This window comes from Paenibacillus sp. VTT E-133291 (assembly GCF_002264395.1).
GTDB classification, from domain to species: Bacteria; Bacillota; Bacilli; order Paenibacillales; family Paenibacillaceae; genus Paenibacillus_AQ; species Paenibacillus_AQ nitricinens.
The window spans coordinates 1-20,555 of sequence record NZ_NFVA01000086.1; the positions used below are offsets into that span (position 1 = coordinate 1).

The window sequence follows — 20,555 nt, forward strand, 5'->3', positions numbered from 1 at the left end:
TGACGGATGCCAGCAGTTATTATAATGAAAGTTTTAAGTATAATACGTTATCTTCTTCTGCTTCTTATAGGCTAAAGGTGTCATGTTCATTGATTTTCTAAATTGACCGATGAAATAGCTTGTGCTATTAAATCCTATCTGATAGGCAACATCCGTAATATTATATTCGGGTTGTTGCAGTAAAATAAGGCTTTTTTGAATACGGTACTCCATCAAATAATTCATAGGTGTCTTCTTTAGAAAGCGTTTAAAATATCGGCAACATTCGGACCGGCTTAATTGCCCAGCCCTTGCGATATCCTCTAAAATGATTTTTTCAGCAAAATGGTTATGGATCCAATGCAGCATTTGCTTCATTCTGTGGTTCTTCAACATATCTGCTTCTTTGTACTCTAATTTAAAACCGCTAACCACCAAGCTTCTCCATATGTGAGTTAACTGCATTGTAATATCTATTTCATATAATGCTGGACTTTGATCGATCAGCCGGTCAATTTCCAAAATCGCATCAAGGATGTTTTTTGCCCAACTTTCCCTTGCGGACAGGATGATATAGGATAAGTTAGTTGCTTCGATATAAGGATATACATAAGTCCGAAAGAGCTCTTGAGAGAGAACGAAACTAGGCGAAACATTTAAGCAAATATACTCACATTGTGAGTGGTTATCATCTTTTGCCAGGTGCAGGCAACCGCTATTAATAAAAATTCCGTCACCTACTTCCAGCTTCACTTTTTCTTCTTGGATCTGAAAAATGGCTTGACCCTTCATGATAACAACAAATTGAAACTCTTCATGCCAGTGCATAGGGATATATCCATTTAGGTTTTGACGAATAGTTGTGCGATAGCATGCGATAGGTAAGACTGTAGTTCGATGTTCTGTCAGCTCTTTAAAATTTTGACCAATCTTAAAGTTTTTCGTTTGCATCCATATTACCTCAAATCTCAATATGCTTATATTTTATGATTTGATCCTAGTATATATTTAAAGCTTTCCTCTTTATTATAGTGTAAGTAAGCTACTTTTATAATACTTTGATGGAGAGTTGACATATGAATAAAGGAAGAGGAATATTTTTCATCATTACTGGAGCGGTTTTTTGGGGAATCGGAGGAACGGTTGCAAAAAAGCTATTCCAACAATACGGCATCGATATGGGCTGGTTCGTTACAATCCGTCTACTCATCGCAGGATTACTGCTTCTAATTGTTCACATTTTTAAAAAAGGTCCTACTGAAATTTTTGAGATCTGGAAAGATAAAAAATTATCATTTCAACTTTTAATTTTTGGATTAGTGGGTATGCTTGGGGTTCAATATACCTATATGGCTTCGATATACCTATATGGCTTCGATAGAAAGTGGAAACGCTGCTGTAGCTACGTTATTGCAATATTTAGCTCCTGTAATGATTATTTTATACTTATTAGCCCGCAAACAATCAATTCCCACAAGGAAAGATATGTATACAGTTTCACTCGCTTTGCTGGGTTGTTTTTTCTTGTTAACTAATGGCTCATTGTCTCAATTATCTGTACCCTCTGATGCAGTTGTTTGGGGAATACTATCCGGGATTGCCCTTGCATTCTATACCTTGTATGCTGTTCGCTTTCTTGAAAAATATGACTCAGTAGTCATTATTGGCTGGGCGATGCTGATTGGAGGAGTTGCGTTAAGTTTTGTTCACCCTCCTTGGCAGATGAATATTAAAGGCTTACCGTTAGAAGCCTGCTTATATTTGATATTCGTCATCGTTTTTGGAACGATGCTGGCCTTTTGGTTTTATATTGAAAGCTTAAACAGCTTATCTCCCAAAGAGTCCAGTCTTTTGGGAAGCTTGGAACCGTTGGCGGCCGTATTAACAACCGTATTTTGGTTAAAGGAGCCTTTGGGATGGTTCCAATGGATTGGAACGTTTTGCATCCTTGCAATGATTCTTGTCTTAGCTTTTAATAGAGATACTTCATCAAATAGGTGATAGGTAATTATGGCATATCTAGAATAATGATTAAATGATGTGAAATGATATAGAAATATTTTTTCTGCAGGACAGCAAGTAAGCTTTCTTTAAAATGGTCTAAGTTAAATGAGGTGCACAATGAATCGAATTTTACTGGTTGAAGATGATGAAAACTTGGCATTTGGTATCGAATATACCTTAACGAGTGAAGGTTATACGGTCGTAGTTGCTGGTAGCATAAAAGAAGCCAGAAAAGCATTAAAGACAGTTGCCGTCGATTTAATTTTGTTAGACGTCAATTTACCTGATGGCTCAGGGTATGACCTATGCAGAGAAATCAGGGTATCCTCTCAGAACCCCATCATATTCTTGACGGCTTTGGATGAAGAGGCAAATGTTGTTGCCGGTCTGGACTTGGGAGCGGATGATTATATGACCAAACCAATCCGAACCAAAGAACTTATCTCCAGAATGAAAGCCGTATTAAGGCGCAAACCCAAGCTTAAGGATGAAGTGGATAGATGGATATCTGATGATATTGAAGTTCGGGTTCTCGAAGGAACTGTTCATAAACACAATCAAGAGCTTTTGTTAACTGGGCTGGAATATCGATTGCTGTTGATGTTAATGACTCACCCCAAACAAATTTGCAGCAGAAGCAGCATCCTTAACAGTCTATGGGATATGTCAGGAGATTTCATTGATGACAACACCCTTTCGGTCCATATCAGAAGGTTAAGAGAGAAAATTGAGGATAATCCTGCTGCTCCGAAATATATTATTACTGTACGAGGGGTTGGATATAAATGGAATGCAACTGTTATAGGACGATAAAGCATGAATGAATTTGTCCGAAATCCAGAGTGGAAGTCTATCGTCGTTAAAGTCATTATAATGCAAGTTATGCTAGCGGTTCTTATGTTCTTTTTTATGAGTCATCAAGTCGACCAGATAAATAAGGCCGTGGTTAATCAGAATGCTGCGCTGATAGGTTTCGTTTTGAAGCAAGTTCCTCAGTTAGAAAACGATATTATTCCTTTTATCACTCAAGGGGCGAAAGAAAATGAAATCTTAGAGGGAAAACGAATTCTGGCGCAATATGCCTATAAGGAAGATATATCCGAAAGAGATCAGCCTGTACTCGCGAATAATGCTTTACCCTTGATAACAGCAAGTCAAGTTTTGCTATTAAGTATTCCATTTCTACTGTTATTGTTATGGGAATACCGCAAAATATTTAGCAAAATTCGAACCATATCCTTTGCCGCGGAGCTAGTTGTCGAACATCATTTTGAAAAGCAACTTCCGGAAAACGATGAAGGGGACTTTGGCGCATTAGGACGGAACTTTAATGCGATGGCTGAAAGGTTACACAACAGTCTTGGGCAACTCAAACAAGAAAAAACATTTCTGCGCAACCTGCTCTCCGATATTTCACATCAACTCAAAACACCTCTAGCATCCCTCATCGTTTTTAATGAAAATTTGCTGAATGACCCTCATATGAAAAAAGAAATGAGAATGAAGTTTCTGGAACGGAGCCGACAGCAGCTAGAGCGAATGGAATGGCTGATCATTAGTCTATTGAAGCTGGCACGAGTAGAAGCCGGAGCAATTAAGTTTCGTAGGGAACGCATCCTGGTAAGGGAAGTGATCGATCATGCGGTTCATTCGCTGCGAATATTATCCGAGGGAAGAACGCAGAAGATCCGCATATATGGCGACCAACAAATGTACGTTTGGGCAGATGAAGAGTGGCTGACTGAAGCTTTTATAAATTTAATTAAAAATGCACTGGAGCATTCGCCACCAGAGAGTAAAATTGATATTACTTTAGAAGAAAATTCATTGTTTAAAACGATACACATTCAAGATCATGGGGAAGGCATTTCTCCAGAAGATTTACCTCATATATTTGAACGGTTTTATCGAAGCGGAAGCACAACAAAGTCACAAAGTATTGGTATTGGTTTATCTTTATCCAAGTCCATTATTGAAGAACAGGGTGGTATAATTACCGTTGCTAGTGAACCAGGGCAAGGGACGAAATTCAGAATTTCGTTTAATAAAGGGGATAGATAAGGGGAAGCTTACGATAACGTAAGCTTCCCCTTCACTTTATTGTAAGCTTGCATGTTTATAATAACAAACATGCAAAGTGAAGATAAACTCAGGAGGAAAACAAAGTGGAGATACTGAAAACTGTGAATTTATGCAAAACTTATGGAAGTCAAGAGGCGAAGGTGGATGCTATAAAAAACGTCAATTTCTCCGCTCAAAAGGGGGAATTTGTTGCTATCGTGGGGGCAAGTGGATCAGGAAAGAGTACTTTAATGCACCTTTTAGGTGGAGTAGACCAGCCATCTAGTGGACAGGTCATCATCGATGGAACAGATCTTTATACCAAAAGCGAAGCGGAACTCGCCGTATTCCGAAGACGGAAAATAGGATTTATTTTTCAATCCTACAATCTGATTCCAGTTCTATCCACGGAGGAAAATATCAAATTACCGATGTTATTGGAGAACAAAAAAATAGATGAAGGCTATGTACAGGAACTGATGGGTATCTTAGGTCTGTCTGAAAGAAGACACCATCTTCCATCCGAATTGTCAGGTGGACAACAGCAAAGAACGGCCATTGGTCGTGCTTTAATTAATAAACCATCGATTATTTTAGCGGATGAACCTACCGGAAATCTGGATAGTAAAAGCAGTAGGGAAATTATAGATCTCCTTACGTTCTCCGTTAAAAAATATCATCAAACGTTAATCATGATCACTCATGACTTAAATATTGCAAACATCGCAGATCGTGTCGTAAGAATCGAAGACGGCATCCTCCTACAGCCAAATGAGGTGAGTGAGGTTTGAAGAGCTATACAGGCCTTACCGGGAAATATATAAAGGGGCAGAAAAAAGATCGCTGCTTATGATCTTCGGTATTATCTTGTCGGTTACACTGCTTACGTCCATTGGAACGATCGGGATGAGTTATTGGGATAAATCAATCAGACAAACTATGCGGGACTTCGGAGATTATCACGTCTCCATCAATGGCATTACAGGAGAAGCGGTCTCGAAAGTGAAAAATAATACATCCGTAAAAAGTGCTGGCATCATTAGCAGAGAAGGATATGCTGTCATTGAGGAAACAACAGAGAAGGAAAAGCGGGAAGATCCGTTTGCCGCACCTTACCGATACTTGAATGTCAAGGGATATGATGCGAATGCGATAAACATGCTTCAGGTGCAGCTCGACTCGGGAAGGATGCCTAAAAATCCGAATGAAATTGTCCTTTCATCACCGAGTTTGAGTTACTTCTCAGAAAAACTGAAACTTGGCGATACGATAAAGCTAGGGCTTGGAATTCGAAAGGTGACGTCCACCGGTGAAGAGAAGAAAATTAGCGGAATTGGTGATTTTGGCTGGGATCTTGACGAGGTGTTTAAGGCCCAAACCCAAAAAGAATATACTATCGTCGGCTTTGTGAAGCCGCCAACGGGGAATTGGTCTTCCAGTTACATTTTTCCTGCCATTACTGTCGATGATCACAAGACCATCGACAACAATAAAAAGTACTTCGTTTACGTTAAAATGAAATCTTTGAATGACATTCAGAAGAAAACGGAAGCTATCATGTCCTCTTTACAGTTGGAAAATGTCGAACAAGGTTCTGCCATGCAACTGAGTAGGGATAATTTTATTAAGGATATAAGAATTGAGTACAATAATGAGCTGCTTAAATTATATGGCAAAAGCACTTATGAGGGTGTGAATCACAGCCTAATTCTTGCATTCGCTGCTATTATTATAATTATTATGACCTGCACGATTGCCGTAATTTATAATACTTTCCATATTTCTGTACTGGAACGGATTTCACAATTTGGCATGTTGAGATGCATTGGGGCTACACCAAACCAAATTCGTAAAATTGTGATGCAAGAAGCGACGCTGCTGAGTTTAATCGGCATACCCATCGGGCTTCTTACAGGAACCCTTTTTATGAAGTTATTGTTCTATTATATCAGTTTGTTGACGTTAGGTTTCTTAAAGGATATGAGAATGGTCATTTCCATACCGATTCTGATCTTTGCTGGGGTGTTGGGCTTGCTGAGCGTATTTCTTTCCGCCATTCGACCAGCAAAACAAGCAGCTCGCGTATCTCCCCTAGAAGCGCTTAAAAATACTGGGGGAACGAAGGTTGAACATATCACAAAGGTCAACAAGTCCTTGTTTGTTAAAAAGCTGTTTGGCTTCGTAGGGCAGTTCGCCAGCAGAAATTTGCAGCGGAACAAGAATCGTTTCCGGATCACAGCCTTTTCCATGATTATTAGCATAATTTTATTTATTGTCTTTAGTGGATTGGTTGAATTCATGCAGCAAACAACACAGGTCTCAGGTAAGCAGTATTCTTATTCGATTTCCTACGATGGTCCTTCAAAACGCATAGATGATACGGTGTATCAGCATGTTACCCAGCTTGATGCTGTTGAGCAGGTCTACAAATTTTACAGTGATCAAGTGATGGCAATTATCCCTAAAGATAAGATCAATCCCAAATATTACGAATTAAGAAAAGATCGATATGTTGTTGATGATGGGGAGGGATATCGAACAAGTAATAACTTCTTCATGTCCTATGGGGATAATGGATTGGATGATCTGCAATCAAAACTCACGTCCGGGAAGATCGACAAGGAGCAAATGGACCGGGAAAACGGCGTTATCATACAACAAAAAATAAGTATGCTTACGGATGACGGCAAACAAATGATTATCGATCAAACCAATTTTAAAGTTGGGGATCGCATCAAAATTCGAACATTTGACAGAAGTCAAAAAGGATACCAAACCGTGACAGTGGTAGGAATTATCGATCATGATTTGTTGTCGGAGGAATATAACGATAGTGAAGTTCTTTCTTTCATTACGACTCCTAAAGTATATTCCAATATTATGGGTACTGACGCTTATGCCAGAATGTTTATTCTTGCTAATCCTGATGTATCGAACCAAGCGATCACGGACTATTTAAAATCATTAAATGTTAAAGACGCTGGCTTTAACTATCTGGATAGAGTGGCGGAGGTTGCCCAAGCTAAAAACGACGCATTGACTTTCAGTATTTTACTTTACGGTTTTATCGGTGTCATCGTTTTAATTGCTTTCCTGAATATTATCAATACAGTAAGTACGAATCTTATTCTTCGTACAAAAGAATTTGCAACCCTTAAGGCCATCGGCATGACCCAGCATGAAGTAAGGAAAATGATTATTTTAGAAGGCATATTTTATGGTTTGTTTGCCGGCGTTATCGGAATTATCATAGGTACGTGTCTGAATTACGGAATACACTTCCTTTTTGGAGGTGCTTTGGATACAGATTGGGTGTTCCCGTGGTACAGTATCGGCATCGCTTTTGCCGGTTCGATGATTACAACCTTCCTCGCAACGATTGGGCCGATGTACAGATTGAATAAAGTGAGTATCGTTGATGCTCTACGGAGGGAAAATTAGGGAGGAGCATATCTTTCGGCTTGGGTGAATTTGATGGTGCTCAATTTTGCAGTATTGCAAAATTGGGCACTTTTTAGGTGCGCTAGGCATTCGCTACAAGTTTGGCGGAAATCACATATAAGGCAGGAGACCCGCCGGATGAGCTTGCTTAACAAAGCAAAGTCCAATACTTTCTAAATCCCATGATGTAAATAGGTTAAATAGTCCCTAATATTAGAATACGCCAATGCAGATTGTAATGCCAAACCTGCGTATTTATTAGCGGTGCGGGTATTCAAACATAAAGTAGTTTTATTGCCTGATAACGTTACAGGGTTTAGAAGCGACTTATCTGCGGATGGGTTGCTTTTTTTCATCACTCTACGTATCACTAAGTTGTATCTCTTTTTCTTTTACAAACTTCTCCAGCACTCTAAAATCCTCGGTAACCTTTTTAAAGGGTAAAGATTCCAGTGCCTTATCCCTGTAATCCTTTTTCGCAGCAGCAGACAGACGGGAATCAAGTATGCTGAGTACACCAAGGTCAGTCTCACTACGGATCAGTCGCCCGGTTCCTTGTCTTAACCGAAGCAGCATGTCCGGTACAAAAACGTCATTTAAGGGATTCTTTGCCAAAGATGCTTTATATTCATAGACAGGATCGGAAGGAACAGGGAAGGGCAGACGGAAAATAATTAACTGCGACAAATCAGAACCTTCGATATTCACGCCTTCCCAGAATACACCGGTACTAAGTAGGACGCCTTTACTGCCACGAAATTCAGCGATCACTCCGTCCTGAGACGATCCTTCTCTTTGAACATGCACCGCCCATGCAAGCTTCTCGGATTTTAACTTCTTATGAATGTACTTCATATCTTCCTTCGCTGAAAAAAGAACCAATGTCCGTCCGTCGGTTAAATTACAGAGCCTCAGCATTTCCTTGTATGCCGCTTCAAGATAAGCTACCTTGTTCTGATGGTTGTAGTAAGGGATATCTTTAGCAATATACAGCATGGTGTGGTTGTCATAATCAAACGGCGAAGCCTGGCGCTCCATATAATCTCCCTTGTAACCGAGCGACTGCGTCAGATATGCATATTGTTCCTCTAGTGTTTCTCCGGTTTGGCACATGGTGGCTGACGTTAAAATAACAGATGTCTTCCCGTTAAATAAGGTATACCTAAGAAACTGGCTTATGCCTTTAGGGCAGATACTAATAGTGGCCTCACGCTGGGTATTGCTTCCCCAGATCAGGTAGCTATCCTGTACTCCGGCGAGTACATCAAAGAGATCTATAAGTCCGTTCATTGCTTCAAAAAGATTATCGATCTCTCGCTCATGCTTGGAAGTTAAGACGGATAAGCTGAGACTAAACTCTTTCAAAACCTGAGCCCCCCGCTTTAACGGAATCCCTGTGATCTCCGACACTTTTATCCGGTCATTATCTTGTTTGGCTGTTTGCAGTAAATCCGCCTCTACCTGTTTGAAAATATGACCCACGCATCTTTTTAAAAATTTAAATTGCGATAAAAGGCCGTTATCTGCGGATTGTTTGAAGAGAATCTGTAAGGTGTCATCCAGAATACGGCAGGTTCTCCGGTATGTAAACTCGAGCGTTCTAGCATCTCTAACCTTTGCTTCCAGATTATGAGCTTCATCAATTACGATCAGAGCTGGCCGTTCAGTGATTAATCCCTTCGTTCCTTCTTTTTTCTTGATCAAATCACGGATGAGCAGGTCCTGGTTGACAATAATAAAATCCATGTCGCTGGCGTCGGCGTTAATCTTTGCTCTCATTTCGTAAAATGAACAGGTGCTTTTATAATGGCATCGTTCAAATTTACAATCATTCACACAAACATTAGACCATACTGCATCACTAACCCCGCCCTTAATATCTGCTCGCTCATCAATGTCATAATTTACAATACGCTGGGCGAGCGCAGACAGAGGAGAGCTTGAAACATCAGGTTGTAAAAGGTCTGTTGCCCTGTATCGGCAAGCATATTGCCCCATGCCTTTTCCGACTACGGAGCGAACCGATGTAAATCCGAGCCGGCTTCCGATGAATCTCAGATCTTTATGAATCTGTTCTGAAAGCTGTATGGAGGATGTTGCAATAATGATCGGTTGCCTTGAGACTTGGTTAATGAGCAGGCTGGGAATGAGGTATGCAAAGGACTTACCGATGCCGACTCCAGCTTCAATCATTGCGTTTCTACCATCAATATAAGCATCAGCGATATCCAGAGACATATCTTGCTGGCCGATCCGCTCTTTAAGTCCAATCCTGGGAAATCTATCATACATCCGAAAGATGGCATTGACTAAAGAGGGTTCGATGTCCTTTTCTAGCTCCCGCTTCTGTAATTTATATAGATCACTTAACCAGCTAATAACGACCGCCCCATTTCACTATCAATTTTCTTCCAGTCCCAGTTTTTTGGGTGAGGTTGTAATTATCGTAGATGAAGCGCTAACAGTCAAGTGTCAGAATATAAAATAATGATTTTAAACCCTGTTCATCTAATCATAATACAGATGCTTTAATCTAGATCTGTAAATGACAGAAGAACAGCGATTCTCCATCCTTGGAGAATCGCTGTTTTGTCTTTTTGTTCAATTGTGATCAAGAAGCTGATTTAGGAGTAAACGCTCTGCGAACAATCTTCGTCAATTCCATTAGAATGACGGCACCGAGTGCCAGACCGCTTGCAATCAGCCAATCGGACATTCCGAATGAAGCTGGAATCGAGAAGATTTCTCTAACCCCTGGAAGAACTGCAATGCCGTAAAAGGCAAAGCAGACCAGAACGGCTCCGATGACGTATTTGTTGCTGAAGAACCCAGCTTCAATAGCTGTTTGACTGTTCGAGCGAGCGGCAAAGGTCTGAAGCGTACGAGACAGGATCAGGGTTGTAAATGCCATGGCCACGCCCATATCAGGGGAATGCTGGAGTCCGATATACAGGGATATAATTACGGCGATACCTATAAGTAGACCACGAGTAATAATAGCCTGCATCATTCCTCCGGCAAATATACCTTCCTTCAGTTCTCTTGGATTTCTGTTCATCACGTTAGGTTCAGGTTTCTCCATACCAAGAGCAATGGCGGGCAGTGAATCATTAGCCAGATTGATAAATAGAAGCTGAATCGCTGTGAAGGGATTAATCCAGTCGAAGATCAGGGCAAACAGAATGGCGATAATCGCACCCAGGTTGCCTGAAAATAAATAGGCGATCGCTTTTTTGATATTGTCGAATACCGTTCTGCCCACAGATACAGCATTCACAATGGATACAAAATTATCATCGGTCAAAATCATGGCAGCCGCGTCTTTAGCAACGTCAGTTCCACTACCCATGGCAACACCGATGTCTGCTTGCTTCAATGCAGGTGCGTCATTTACGCCATCACCGGTCATGGCTGTGATTTTGCCTTTTCGCTGCCACGCCCGGACAATTCTGATCTTATTCTCCGGGGAGACTCGGGCGTACACACCAATCTGCTCCAGCTTATTATCCAGTTCTTCGTCGGACATGGCATCAAGCTCTTGACCGGTTACGGCAATTTCTTTCTCCGTCATAAGGCCGATATCGCGTCCGATCGCTTGTGCGGTTGTCTTATGATCACCAGTAATCATGATGGTCCGAATTCCAGCCTTCTTGGATTCTGCGATCGCGCCATAGACAGCTTCCCGGGGGGGATCAATCATAGCTGTCAAGCCTACGAGCACCAGGTTTTGTTCATCCTCAAGGCCCACTTCTGTGACCGTATTGGGTACGGTTTTGTAAGCATAGGCAAGGACACGTAGTGCTCTGCTGGAGAATTCCTCATTGGCTTCAATGAAACGATTAAGAACCTCCGGTGTCATCGGCACTTCTTGTCCACATAGTAGTACATGCGTACAAAGATTAAAGAGTACATCTGGTCCGCCTTTGGTGATCACTGCTTTTTGTCCGTTAAACGTGTGTAAGGTCGTCATCAGCTTACGGTCCGAGTCAAAAGGAAGTTCGGCTTCACGAGGGAAATTGTCGCGTATTTCCTTGTAATCTTTATTTATGCTGTTACTGAAGGCAATAAGTGCCACCTCAGTTGGATCGCCTAGTTCTTTACCATCCTCATTAATGTTAGAGTCGTTACAAAGCACGGCAATGTGTAGGAGGCGCCGGGCTTCCTCAGACCATTCTTCGGGCTCTTGATTGAATTGATCACGATCACCTTCCGGTAAAAAGTAATCTACAACCGTCATTTTATTTTGGGTTAGCGTACCGGTTTTGTCCGTACAGATGACACTGGTTGATCCAAGTGCTTCGACGGCTGGTAGCTTACGAATAATCGCATGCTGCTTAGCCATTTTATTCGTACCTACGGATAAGACAATCGTTACGATCGAGGATAGGGCTTCAGGAATAGCGGCGACTGCCACAGCGACTGCAAACATTAGGGCATTCAGGATGGCTTCCGTGGTATCTACTGTATCATTCGACAGCCAAACACGTCCGGCTTGGATGGCAAAGATCAAAACGGACAGCACGATAATCGCTACGCCCAGCTGCTTGCTAAAGGTTTCGAGCTTACGCTGTAGTGGCGTCTGCTTGGCTTCGGCGCTCTCAATGAGTTCAGCGATTTTGCCGATTTCGGTTGTCAGTGCAGTTCCTGTTACTACAAGAGTTCCACGGCCATATACAACCAAAGAACCGCTAAACGCCATATTACGACGGTCTCCGAGTGGAGATTCCTTCGTGATGGGATCCGTATGCTTCTCTACAGCTTCGGATTCTCCGGTCAGCATGCCTTCATTGATCTTCAAGCTTCCCGATTCTATGATGCGGCCGTCGGCAGGTACAAAATCTCCAGCCTCCAGTAATACGATATCACCGCGAACAAGCTCTCTGGCAGGGACGGTTTTTAAGGCTCCATCCCGCAACACTTTAGCCTCGGGTGCTGACATCTGCTGCAAGGCATCGAGTGAACTCTCTGCTTTACGAGTTTGGATGACACTTATAACTGCATTGAGAATCAACACGAGGAAAATGATAAGCGACTCCATAACTTGACCCATAATAATCTGGACAATAGCCGCAATAAGCAGTACGACCACCATAGGGTCCTTGAAATTTTCAAGGAAAAGCTTCCAGAGGGGATCTTTTTTCTTTCCTTTTAATTCATTGTAACCATCACGTTCCAGTCGTTTGTCGACTTCTGCCGACGTAAGCCCGTTAGTTGTACTCTGCACTTCCTGTAAACTGTCTGTTACATTCTTGCGGTAATACTCCACTAATGATAGCTCCTCTCCGCTGTGCTGTGTCTTTTTTTTAGGTCTCATAAGCTTCGATTTACTGCATAAGTGCACATAACTGCGTGTTTTATACAAGTATGGTATATCAGTTCGTCGAATCAGTAGACTTCAGGACCTATCTTCAAACTTACGATTCAACGTGACGCAAGTTTCAAAATATGGAGCTTAGTATGCGCATATCTAAAAAAAGATCATTCGTAATCGTCCATATTGTGAAATCTTTTTAATGAATAAGATTGGATTACCTATGAAAAAGTCTTATTACATGGGAAGACATAGGGAATTCCTAGATCTTGCGTGTGTTTTCCTATGATTATGGGGGGTAACACCTTTAGTATTAGTATAGTTGTCAATTGCGTCGGAGATGTAAAATGGTGTAAGTACACATGTAAGCGGTTACAAATGGAGGTGGATCTCTAATATCAATTTTTAAGGGCAGCTTCTAGAGGGTTTAGGTAATAACCACTTTGAAAAATAACTTGAGGAGGAATGCGACAAATGAATAGAATGTTTAGACAAGTCATCTCGATTTTACTCGCAGCTGTTTTGCTTATTCCATCAGGTTGGTTAGCTCCGATTGCGAAAGCTACGGCGCAGGATACGACAACGTCATCAGATACGGTAACGGTATATCACGAAACCTTTGTGAACGGTAAAGGTGTTGCAGGTCAATCAGGTGGTGCTAGTCTCACCCCTGTCACCGGTAAGGTTTTTGACGGAAATGCTGACGGTGCTGCTTTATATGTTGGCAATAGAAAAAATAACTACGACGCAGCTGATTTCAAGTTTAGCGACATGGGCTTAGAGAACGGTAAAACCTACTTGGTGTCCGCATCTGTTTATGTTGACGCTGATGTGGTTGTACCTACTGGTGCACAAGCTTATCTTCAAACTATAAATAGTTATGGTCTTTTGGCAAGCGTGAATTATGAAGCTGGAAAAGCGATCACTCTGACGAAAGAACTCACTGTGGACACGAGTAAAGATACGACGCTGCGAATTCAATCCAATGAGATTGGTGAGGCCGTGCCGTTTTACATTGGGGATATCCTCATCACGGCAAAAAAAGCAGTCACAGAAACGGATAAAGAAATTTATCACGAAACTTTTGCAAGTGGTAAGGGTTTAGCCACACAATCAGGCAGTGCTGCTCTAACACCTGTAACAGGTAAGGTTTTTGCTGGTAATGCTGATGGTGCCGCATTATATGTTAGCAATAGAACAAATGACTGGGATGCGGCTGATTTTACATTTAGCGACATAGGCCTGGAAAATGGTAAAACCTACACGGTGACCGCAACAGTATACGTTGATCCTGATGTGACTGTTCCTAGCGGTGCACAAGCTTATATACAAGCAATAGGCAGTTATGCCCTTTTGGCAAATGTGGATTATGTAACAGGCAAAGCGATCACCTTGACTGGCAAATTCACTGTGGATACGAACAAAGATACGAAAATTCGTGTTCAATCCAACGATGTCGGGAAAACAGTTCCGTTCTATATCGGCGATGTGTTGGTTACAGAAAAGGTGACAGCAGAGCCGACACCATCACCAACGCCAGAAATACCTAGAGATCCAGCTTTACCTTTTACTACAATTACTTTTGAGGATCAAACGACAGGTGGCTTTGAAGGCAGAGCAGGTACTGAAACACTTACAGTTACCAAAGAAGCGAATCATACGAATGATGGTTCATACGCTTTGAAGGTAGAAGGAAGAACAGGTACTTGGCATGGACCATCATTACGTGTGGAGAAATATGTGGACAAAGGCTACGAGTATAAAGTTTCGTTCTGGGTTAAGTTGATCGACCCCGCAAGCTCGCAGCTCCAGTTGTCTACTCAGATTGGCAATGGAAGCAGTGCCAATTATGTTTCGCTCGCACCTAAAACCATCAGTGCAAGTGATGGCTGGGTTCAGTTCGAGGGAACATATCGCTATAACAATGTAAGCAGTGAGTATTTGACCCTTTATGTGGAAAGCTCCAGCAACAGCACCGCATCCTTCTACATTGACGATATCAGCTTTGAAAAAACAGGATCGGGTCCGGTTGGCATTCAAAAAGATCTAATTCCGATTAAAGATGCTTATGCAAATGATTTTTTGATTGGAAACGCAATATCGGCGGAGGATTTGGCAGGTGTCAGACTTGAACTTCTAAAAATGCATCATAATGTCGCTACGGCAGGGAATGCCATGAAGCCGGATGCGTTGCAGCCTACGAAGGGGAACTTCACGTTCACCGGTGCAGATGCGCTTGTAGATAAAGTGCTGGCGGAGGGAATGCAGATGCATGGACATGTCCTGGTGTGGCATCAGCAATCACCTGCATGGATGAATACAACAACAGATGCAGAAAACAACACGATCCCTTTGGGGCGCGATGAAGCGCTCGGAAATTTGAGAACCCATATCAAAAATGTTATGGAGCATTTTGGCGATAAGGTGATCTCCTGGGATGTTGTTAATGAGGCGATGAGCGATAATCCATCTAACCCGACGGATTGGAAAACTGCACTGCGATCCGCCCCATGGAAAAGTGCTATTGGAGCAGATTACGTAGAGCAGGCATTCCTGGCAGCAAGAGAAATATTAGACGCGAATCCTGATTGGGATATTAAACTCTATTACAATGATTATAACGAAGATAATCAGAATAAAGCACAAGCCATCTACAGTATGGTCAAAGAAATCAATGATAGGTATGCGCTGACTCACCCTGGTAAACTGCTAATCGACGGTGTCGGCATGCAGGCGCACTATAGTATCAATACGAACCCTGAGAATGTGAAGCTTTCCTTGGAAAAGTTCATTTCCTTGGGAGTCGAAGTAAGCATCACCGAGCTGGACATTCAGGCGGGAAGCAACTATCAGCTTTCGGAGAAGCTTGCTAATGCACAGGGTTATCTGTATGCGCAGTTGCTAGAAGTCTTCAGAGCTCACAGGGACCATATCACACGTGTTACCTTCTGGGGAATGGATGATAACACAAGTTGGAGAGCTTCCTCCAATCCGCTCCTGTTTGATAAGAATCTTCAAGCTAAACCAGCTTACTATGGCGTTATAGATCCTGATACCTTCATTGAAGAGCATGAGCCTGAATCGGTGGAAGCTAATCATTCTACTGTCAAATTCGCAACACCTGTTATAGACGGAACAGTTGACGAGATCTGGAGCCAAACCGCTGAAATCCCGATCAACCGTTATCAAACAGCTTGGCAGGGAGCGAGTGGAGTGGCCAAAGCGCTCTGGGATGATGAAAATCTATATGTCCTGATTCAAGTTAGCGATACGCAGCTTGATAAGAGCAGTGTGAATGCATATGAACAGGATTCGGTTGAAATCTTCTTGGACAAAAACAACGGGAAAACAACCTTCTACCAAGAAGATGATGGACAGTACAGAATTAACTTTGATAATGAGACTTCATTTAATCCTTTAAGTATCGCAGCTGGCTTCGAATCGGCAACTCACATTTCCGGAACAAACTATACGGTTGAAGTGAAGATTCCACTTCAAGGCATAACTCCGGATGATGATACAAAGCTTGGTTTCGATGTACAAATCAATGATGCAAAAGACGGCTCACGTCAAAGTGTTGCGGCTTGGAATGATACGACAGGTACTGGATATATGGACACATCTGTGTATGGTGTGCTTACCCTCAAGGGTAAATCTGCGGGTTCGGAACCAACACCAACACCAACACCGACGAGCCCAACAGATCCAACAGATCCAACAGATCCGACGGAACCATCAGCAACTCCGACTCCTGTTCCTACAGCAACACCAGCGCCAACTAATTCATCAACTGACAGCAGCAATACCAGTAGTGTAGTAGGTACTCCACAGCCTGCAGCCATTGCATACAAAGATGGTGTTGTTACGATTACACCGGAGGTCAAATCTGAAAACGGGCGTGCCATAGGAACAATCTCCAGCGACAATTTGAAAAAAGCGCTTGAACAAGCTACAGCCGCGGAAAATGGCAAGAAACAAATCGTAATCGAAGTACCAAAGCAAACGGATGCGCAAGTGTATGATATACAATTGCCTACCCAAAGCTTGATGGGGAAAGAAAACTATGAGCTATTGCTTAAGACGGAAAATGCTACAATCCGAATTCCAAGCAATATGCTGTCCAACGTAACTGATAATGCTGAGCAAGTAACTATACGTATAAGTACGGTTTCAACGGACAGCTTGAATGCAGCCACCCGCAATTTGATCGGCAACCGTCCGGTTATTGATCTAAGTGTTGTATCAGGCGATAAAGTCATTCCATGGAATAACCCTAAAGCTCCTGTCACGGTATCCATTCCGTATACACCGACAGGGGAGGAACTAAGTAATCCGGATTTAATCGTTGTTTGGTACATCGATGATAAAGGCAACGTAGCTCCGGTTCCGAATGGTCGATATGATGCTGCCACCCAAACGGTTGTATTTCAAACGACCCACTTCAGCATTTATGCAGTAACCTTTGTAAATAAAAACTTCGGAGACCTGCAGAGCGTAACTTGGGCAAAACAAGCCATAGATGTTATGGCAGCTCGTAATGTCATCCAAGGAACGAGCATGAATAATTTCTCACCTGCAGATTCTATAAAGCGGGCAGATTTCATTGCTCTTCTTGTCAGAGTGCTTGAACTGAAGGGAACGGGCAATAGTTCAGCGATGTTCAGCGATGTTCAAAAGACAGACTATTATTATGATGAACTAGTTATCGCGAAGGAACTGGGAATTGCCACAGGCTTTGAAGATGATACGTTCCGACCATACAGTGAAATCTCTCGTCAAGATATGATGGTGCTGACCGCACGGGCACTGGCGGTATCCGGCAAGCAAGTCAAGGCGAGCGGCGCTTTAATTGCTTATCTCGATGAAGCAAGTATCTCCAGCTACGCGAAAGACAGTGCATCCTTGTTGATCAGATTCGGGATTGTGAACGGTAAGAATGGTAGAATTTCGCCTAACGACACGCTTACCCGTGCTGAAGCAGCAGTGATCTTGTACCGCATCTGGAAGTTGTAAGCTCAGCTTAGAAAGAAGACGCCTTTATAATTTGGTAGCAAGAAATATTAAAAAAACGTAAACGACACAAAACAGCGATTCTCCCATCCTTGGAGAATCGCTGTTCTTGTATATGTATAGGACAAGGGATATGGCTATGCCAGAAAGGAGGCAACGAGAATCTGTGGAAAGTACAACAATATGTGCTAAATTTATACTAACAGAACTCACCCGATAGGTTAATTTGTTCGTCGATCAATATAGAGAAGATTTCTCTGACACAGGCAGAACCGTAATGCCATAAAAAGTAAAGCAGACCCTGCAGGTAGTTCGCAGGGTCATGCTCTTCAAAATTTTGGGGAGACTGTCTAAAGGCTGTCCACTTCTTATTTCTTACCTTCTCCCTTGGCATTGAGCATGGCAATTAGCTTATCACCCTCGACATCGAGGTTCGGAAGCAAGCGGTCTAGCCATTTCGGAAGCCACCAGGCTTTGTCGCCGAAGACGGCCATTACCGCCGGAACGAGCGTCATTCGGATGATGAAAGCATCGATCAGGATGCCGAAAGCCAGCGCAAATCCGATCTGCTTGATCATCGCATCAGGTGCGAAGATGAAGCCAGCGAAGACGGAAACCATGATTACGCCTGCGGCAAGTACGACGCGGCTGGCGAGATCGTAACCGTGAACGACACTGTCGTTGCCATGACGTCCATGGACGTAAGCCTCACGCATGGAGCTGACGAGGAATACCTGATAATCCATCGCCAGTCCGTACAGAATGCCGGTGACCAGAATTGGCATAAAGCTGAGCAGTGGGCCTCCTGTGTCAAAACCAAACAGAGAGTGCAGCCATCCCCACTGGTAGACGGCCGTGGTTAGGCCAAAAGTAGCGAGGACGCTGAGAATAAAGCCTACCGTCGCCTTGATCGGAACGATGACTGACCGGAAAACGAGTAATAGAATAATTAGTGATAGGATTACGATGATGCCAATATACAAGGGAAACGCGTCGGATAGCTTGGAAGACATATCGATATTAATCGCAGTGAAACCGGTCACGCCAAGCGTTACATCATTTGCTGATGCGAGGCTGGAAGCGGGATTACGCAGATCCTGCACCAAATCTCTCGTTTTTGTATCTGTAGGGCCGGTTTTAGGAATCAGACTGATAATAGCAATATCTCCGGTCGCGTTGACGCCCATTGGGGACACAAGCGTGACGTTATCATGCATTTGCAGCTCTTGAACCAGCTTGCCAAGTGTCTGCATTGAAATCTTGTCGGACGGGTTGTTTGGCTGGGCCACAAGGAGTAGCGGACCGTTGAACCCTTCGCCGAAGCCCTTGGAGATGATGTCATAGCTCTGGCGTGCTGGAGTGTCCAGATTTGCTGAAGCGCCAGACGGAATACCTAACTCCATTTTGGTGACTGGAATCGCCGCTGTGCCAAGAACCAAGACCACTAGAACAATGATAGCCCAGCGGTATTTTACCGTAGCGTTCGCCCAGCGGTGTGAGAACCCGTGGCGGGCTTTGCCCGCGGAAGCTACGTTCTTTGAACGTGCCTTGACGGTGCAGATCCGTTCGCCTACCAGACCCAGCAGTGCAGGCAGCAGGGTAAGCGCCAACAGAACAGTGATCAGAACGCTGACAGCAGCAACGAGAGCCATGGTTGACAAGAAGCCGATGCCGATGACCAACATGCCGCAAAGGGCGATGATGACGGTCAGTCCGGCGAAGAATACTGCACTGCCGGCGGTGCCGACCGCTCGGCTTGCTGCTTCCTTGGCACTTAAATTCTCATCGAGAATTAACCGCCGCTGCCGGTTCACGATAAATAAAGAGTAGTCGATACCGACAGCCAGACCGATCATGACTGCGAGAATGGGTGTAATGTCATTCATGTGCACAATATTCGAAAGAGCAAAAGCACCGCCGACGCTAATCGCGACGCCAAGGAGTGCGGTAATCAGCGGCAGTCCGGCTGCAACAATCGAACCGAGTGTAATAAACAGCACAACTGCTGCGACGGCTACGCCGATCGCTTCCGTAGATCCGATGGACGGTGTGCTTTTGAGCGAATCACTCGGAATGGCTGTGATCCCGGAGCCTGCCTGCTCCACCTCGGTTACAGCCTTAATAACGTTATCTGGTACAGAAGAGGGGAGAGATGTCTGCTGAACCGTGAACTGGAATTGGAACAGGGCGATGCTGCCGTCGGCGGACAGCATGACGCCGGGAACCGGAGCACCATCAAGGATTAGTGGCCCGTAAGGAGCGGCCTGAGCTGCAGCAGTAGCTTGACCCGCAGCGTCTGTCTGACCCGCCGCCGAAGGGTCAGAAGTGGCAGTCTGGCCACCAGCAGCTGCAGATGGGTCTGCTCCTGCAGCTTGACCCGCAGCCGCCGCGGCTTGCGCGGCCAGTTCAGCAGGATTGATGATATAATCCATGCTGTAGACATCATTTATAGCCTTCAGAATCACTGCTGATCTCTCCGGCGTATCTAGCCGTTCTCCATCAGGCGCGGTGAAGGCAACGCTCGCCTGACCGCCAGCAGCCGCTGGAAGCTCCTTGACCAGCATATCCAGTACTTTTTGCGATTCAGTGCCTTCAATTTTCATTTCCGAGCTGGACTGGATACCATTGACACCAAGCAATGCGCCTATAACACCAAGAATCAGAATCCAGACCGTAAGAAAATACCAGGGCTTGGTATATGCAGATTTACCCAATCGGTACAGAAATGTAGACATATTATGGTTTTCTC

Annotated in this window: 9 protein-coding genes and 1 pseudogene; 6 read left to right on the top strand and 4 right to left on the bottom strand. The window is 43.5% G+C overall.

Going from position 1 to position 20,555, the window contains the following annotated elements; all coding sequences use genetic code 11:
* Window positions 1-33: 33 nt before the first annotated feature.
* The gene (locus CA598_RS25440; RefSeq protein WP_094878331.1) at window positions 34-930 is read right to left on the bottom strand and encodes a helix-turn-helix domain-containing protein; all 897 of its coding nucleotides are present in this window, start codon (window positions 928-930) and stop codon (window positions 34-36) included.
* Window positions 931-1,055: 125 nt separating this feature from the next.
* Between CA598_RS25440 and CA598_RS25445 the strand changes: the two are divergent.
* The 5 genes and pseudogenes from CA598_RS25445 to CA598_RS25465 all read left to right on the top strand — a co-directional run bounded on the left by CA598_RS25445 (window position 1,056) and on the right by CA598_RS25465 (window position 7,485).
* A pseudogene (locus CA598_RS25445) lies at window positions 1,056-1,980 on the top strand (DMT family transporter).
* 120 nt (window positions 1,981-2,100) lie between these two features.
* A complete protein-coding gene (locus CA598_RS25450) occupies window positions 2,101-2,796 on the top strand; it encodes a response regulator transcription factor (RefSeq protein ID WP_094872219.1) in 696 nt (231 codons plus the stop codon).
* Window positions 2,797-2,799: 3 nt separating this feature from the next.
* Window positions 2,800-4,044: a HAMP domain-containing sensor histidine kinase gene (locus CA598_RS25455; protein WP_094878332.1), complete on the top strand. Its 1,245-nt coding sequence runs from the start codon at window positions 2,800-2,802 to the stop codon at window positions 4,042-4,044.
* Window positions 4,045-4,148: 104 nt separating this feature from the next.
* On the top strand, window positions 4,149-4,835 hold the full coding sequence (locus tag CA598_RS25460; RefSeq protein ID WP_094878333.1) for an ABC transporter ATP-binding protein: 687 nt from the start codon (window positions 4,149-4,151) through the stop codon (window positions 4,833-4,835).
* The gene (locus CA598_RS25465) at window positions 4,825-7,485 is read left to right on the top strand and encodes an ABC transporter permease (protein WP_094878334.1); all 2,661 of its coding nucleotides are present in this window, start codon (window positions 4,825-4,827) and stop codon (window positions 7,483-7,485) included. The genes CA598_RS25460 and CA598_RS25465 overlap by 11 nt, the downstream gene beginning before the upstream one ends.
* Before the next feature lie 360 nt (window positions 7,486-7,845).
* Here CA598_RS25465 and CA598_RS25470 read toward each other — a convergent pair whose 3' ends face one another.
* Both CA598_RS25470 and CA598_RS25475 read right to left on the bottom strand, forming a co-directional pair.
* On the bottom strand, window positions 7,846-9,777 hold the full coding sequence (locus CA598_RS25470; protein WP_094878335.1) for an ATP-dependent DNA helicase: 1,932 nt from the start codon (window positions 9,775-9,777) through the stop codon (window positions 7,846-7,848).
* Between the two features lie 319 nt (window positions 9,778-10,096).
* Window positions 10,097-12,751, bottom strand: a complete 2,655-nt coding sequence (locus CA598_RS25475) for a cation-translocating P-type ATPase (RefSeq protein ID WP_094878336.1) — start codon at window positions 12,749-12,751, stop codon at window positions 10,097-10,099.
* 519 nt (window positions 12,752-13,270) lie between these two features.
* On the opposite strand from CA598_RS25475, the gene CA598_RS25480 reads away from it, so the two are divergent.
* Complete coding sequence (locus CA598_RS25480) at window positions 13,271-17,809, top strand: glycoside hydrolase family 10 protein (protein ID WP_094878337.1); 4,539 nt, start codon at window positions 13,271-13,273, stop codon at window positions 17,807-17,809.
* Window positions 17,810-18,174: 365 nt separating this feature from the next.
* Here the strand turns inward: CA598_RS25480 and CA598_RS25485 are convergent, their stop codons facing one another.
* Entirely contained in the window at window positions 18,175-20,541 is a 2,367-nt protein-coding gene (locus CA598_RS25485; protein ID WP_094878338.1) for an MMPL family transporter, read from the bottom strand.
* Window positions 20,542-20,555: the final 14 nt, after the last annotated feature.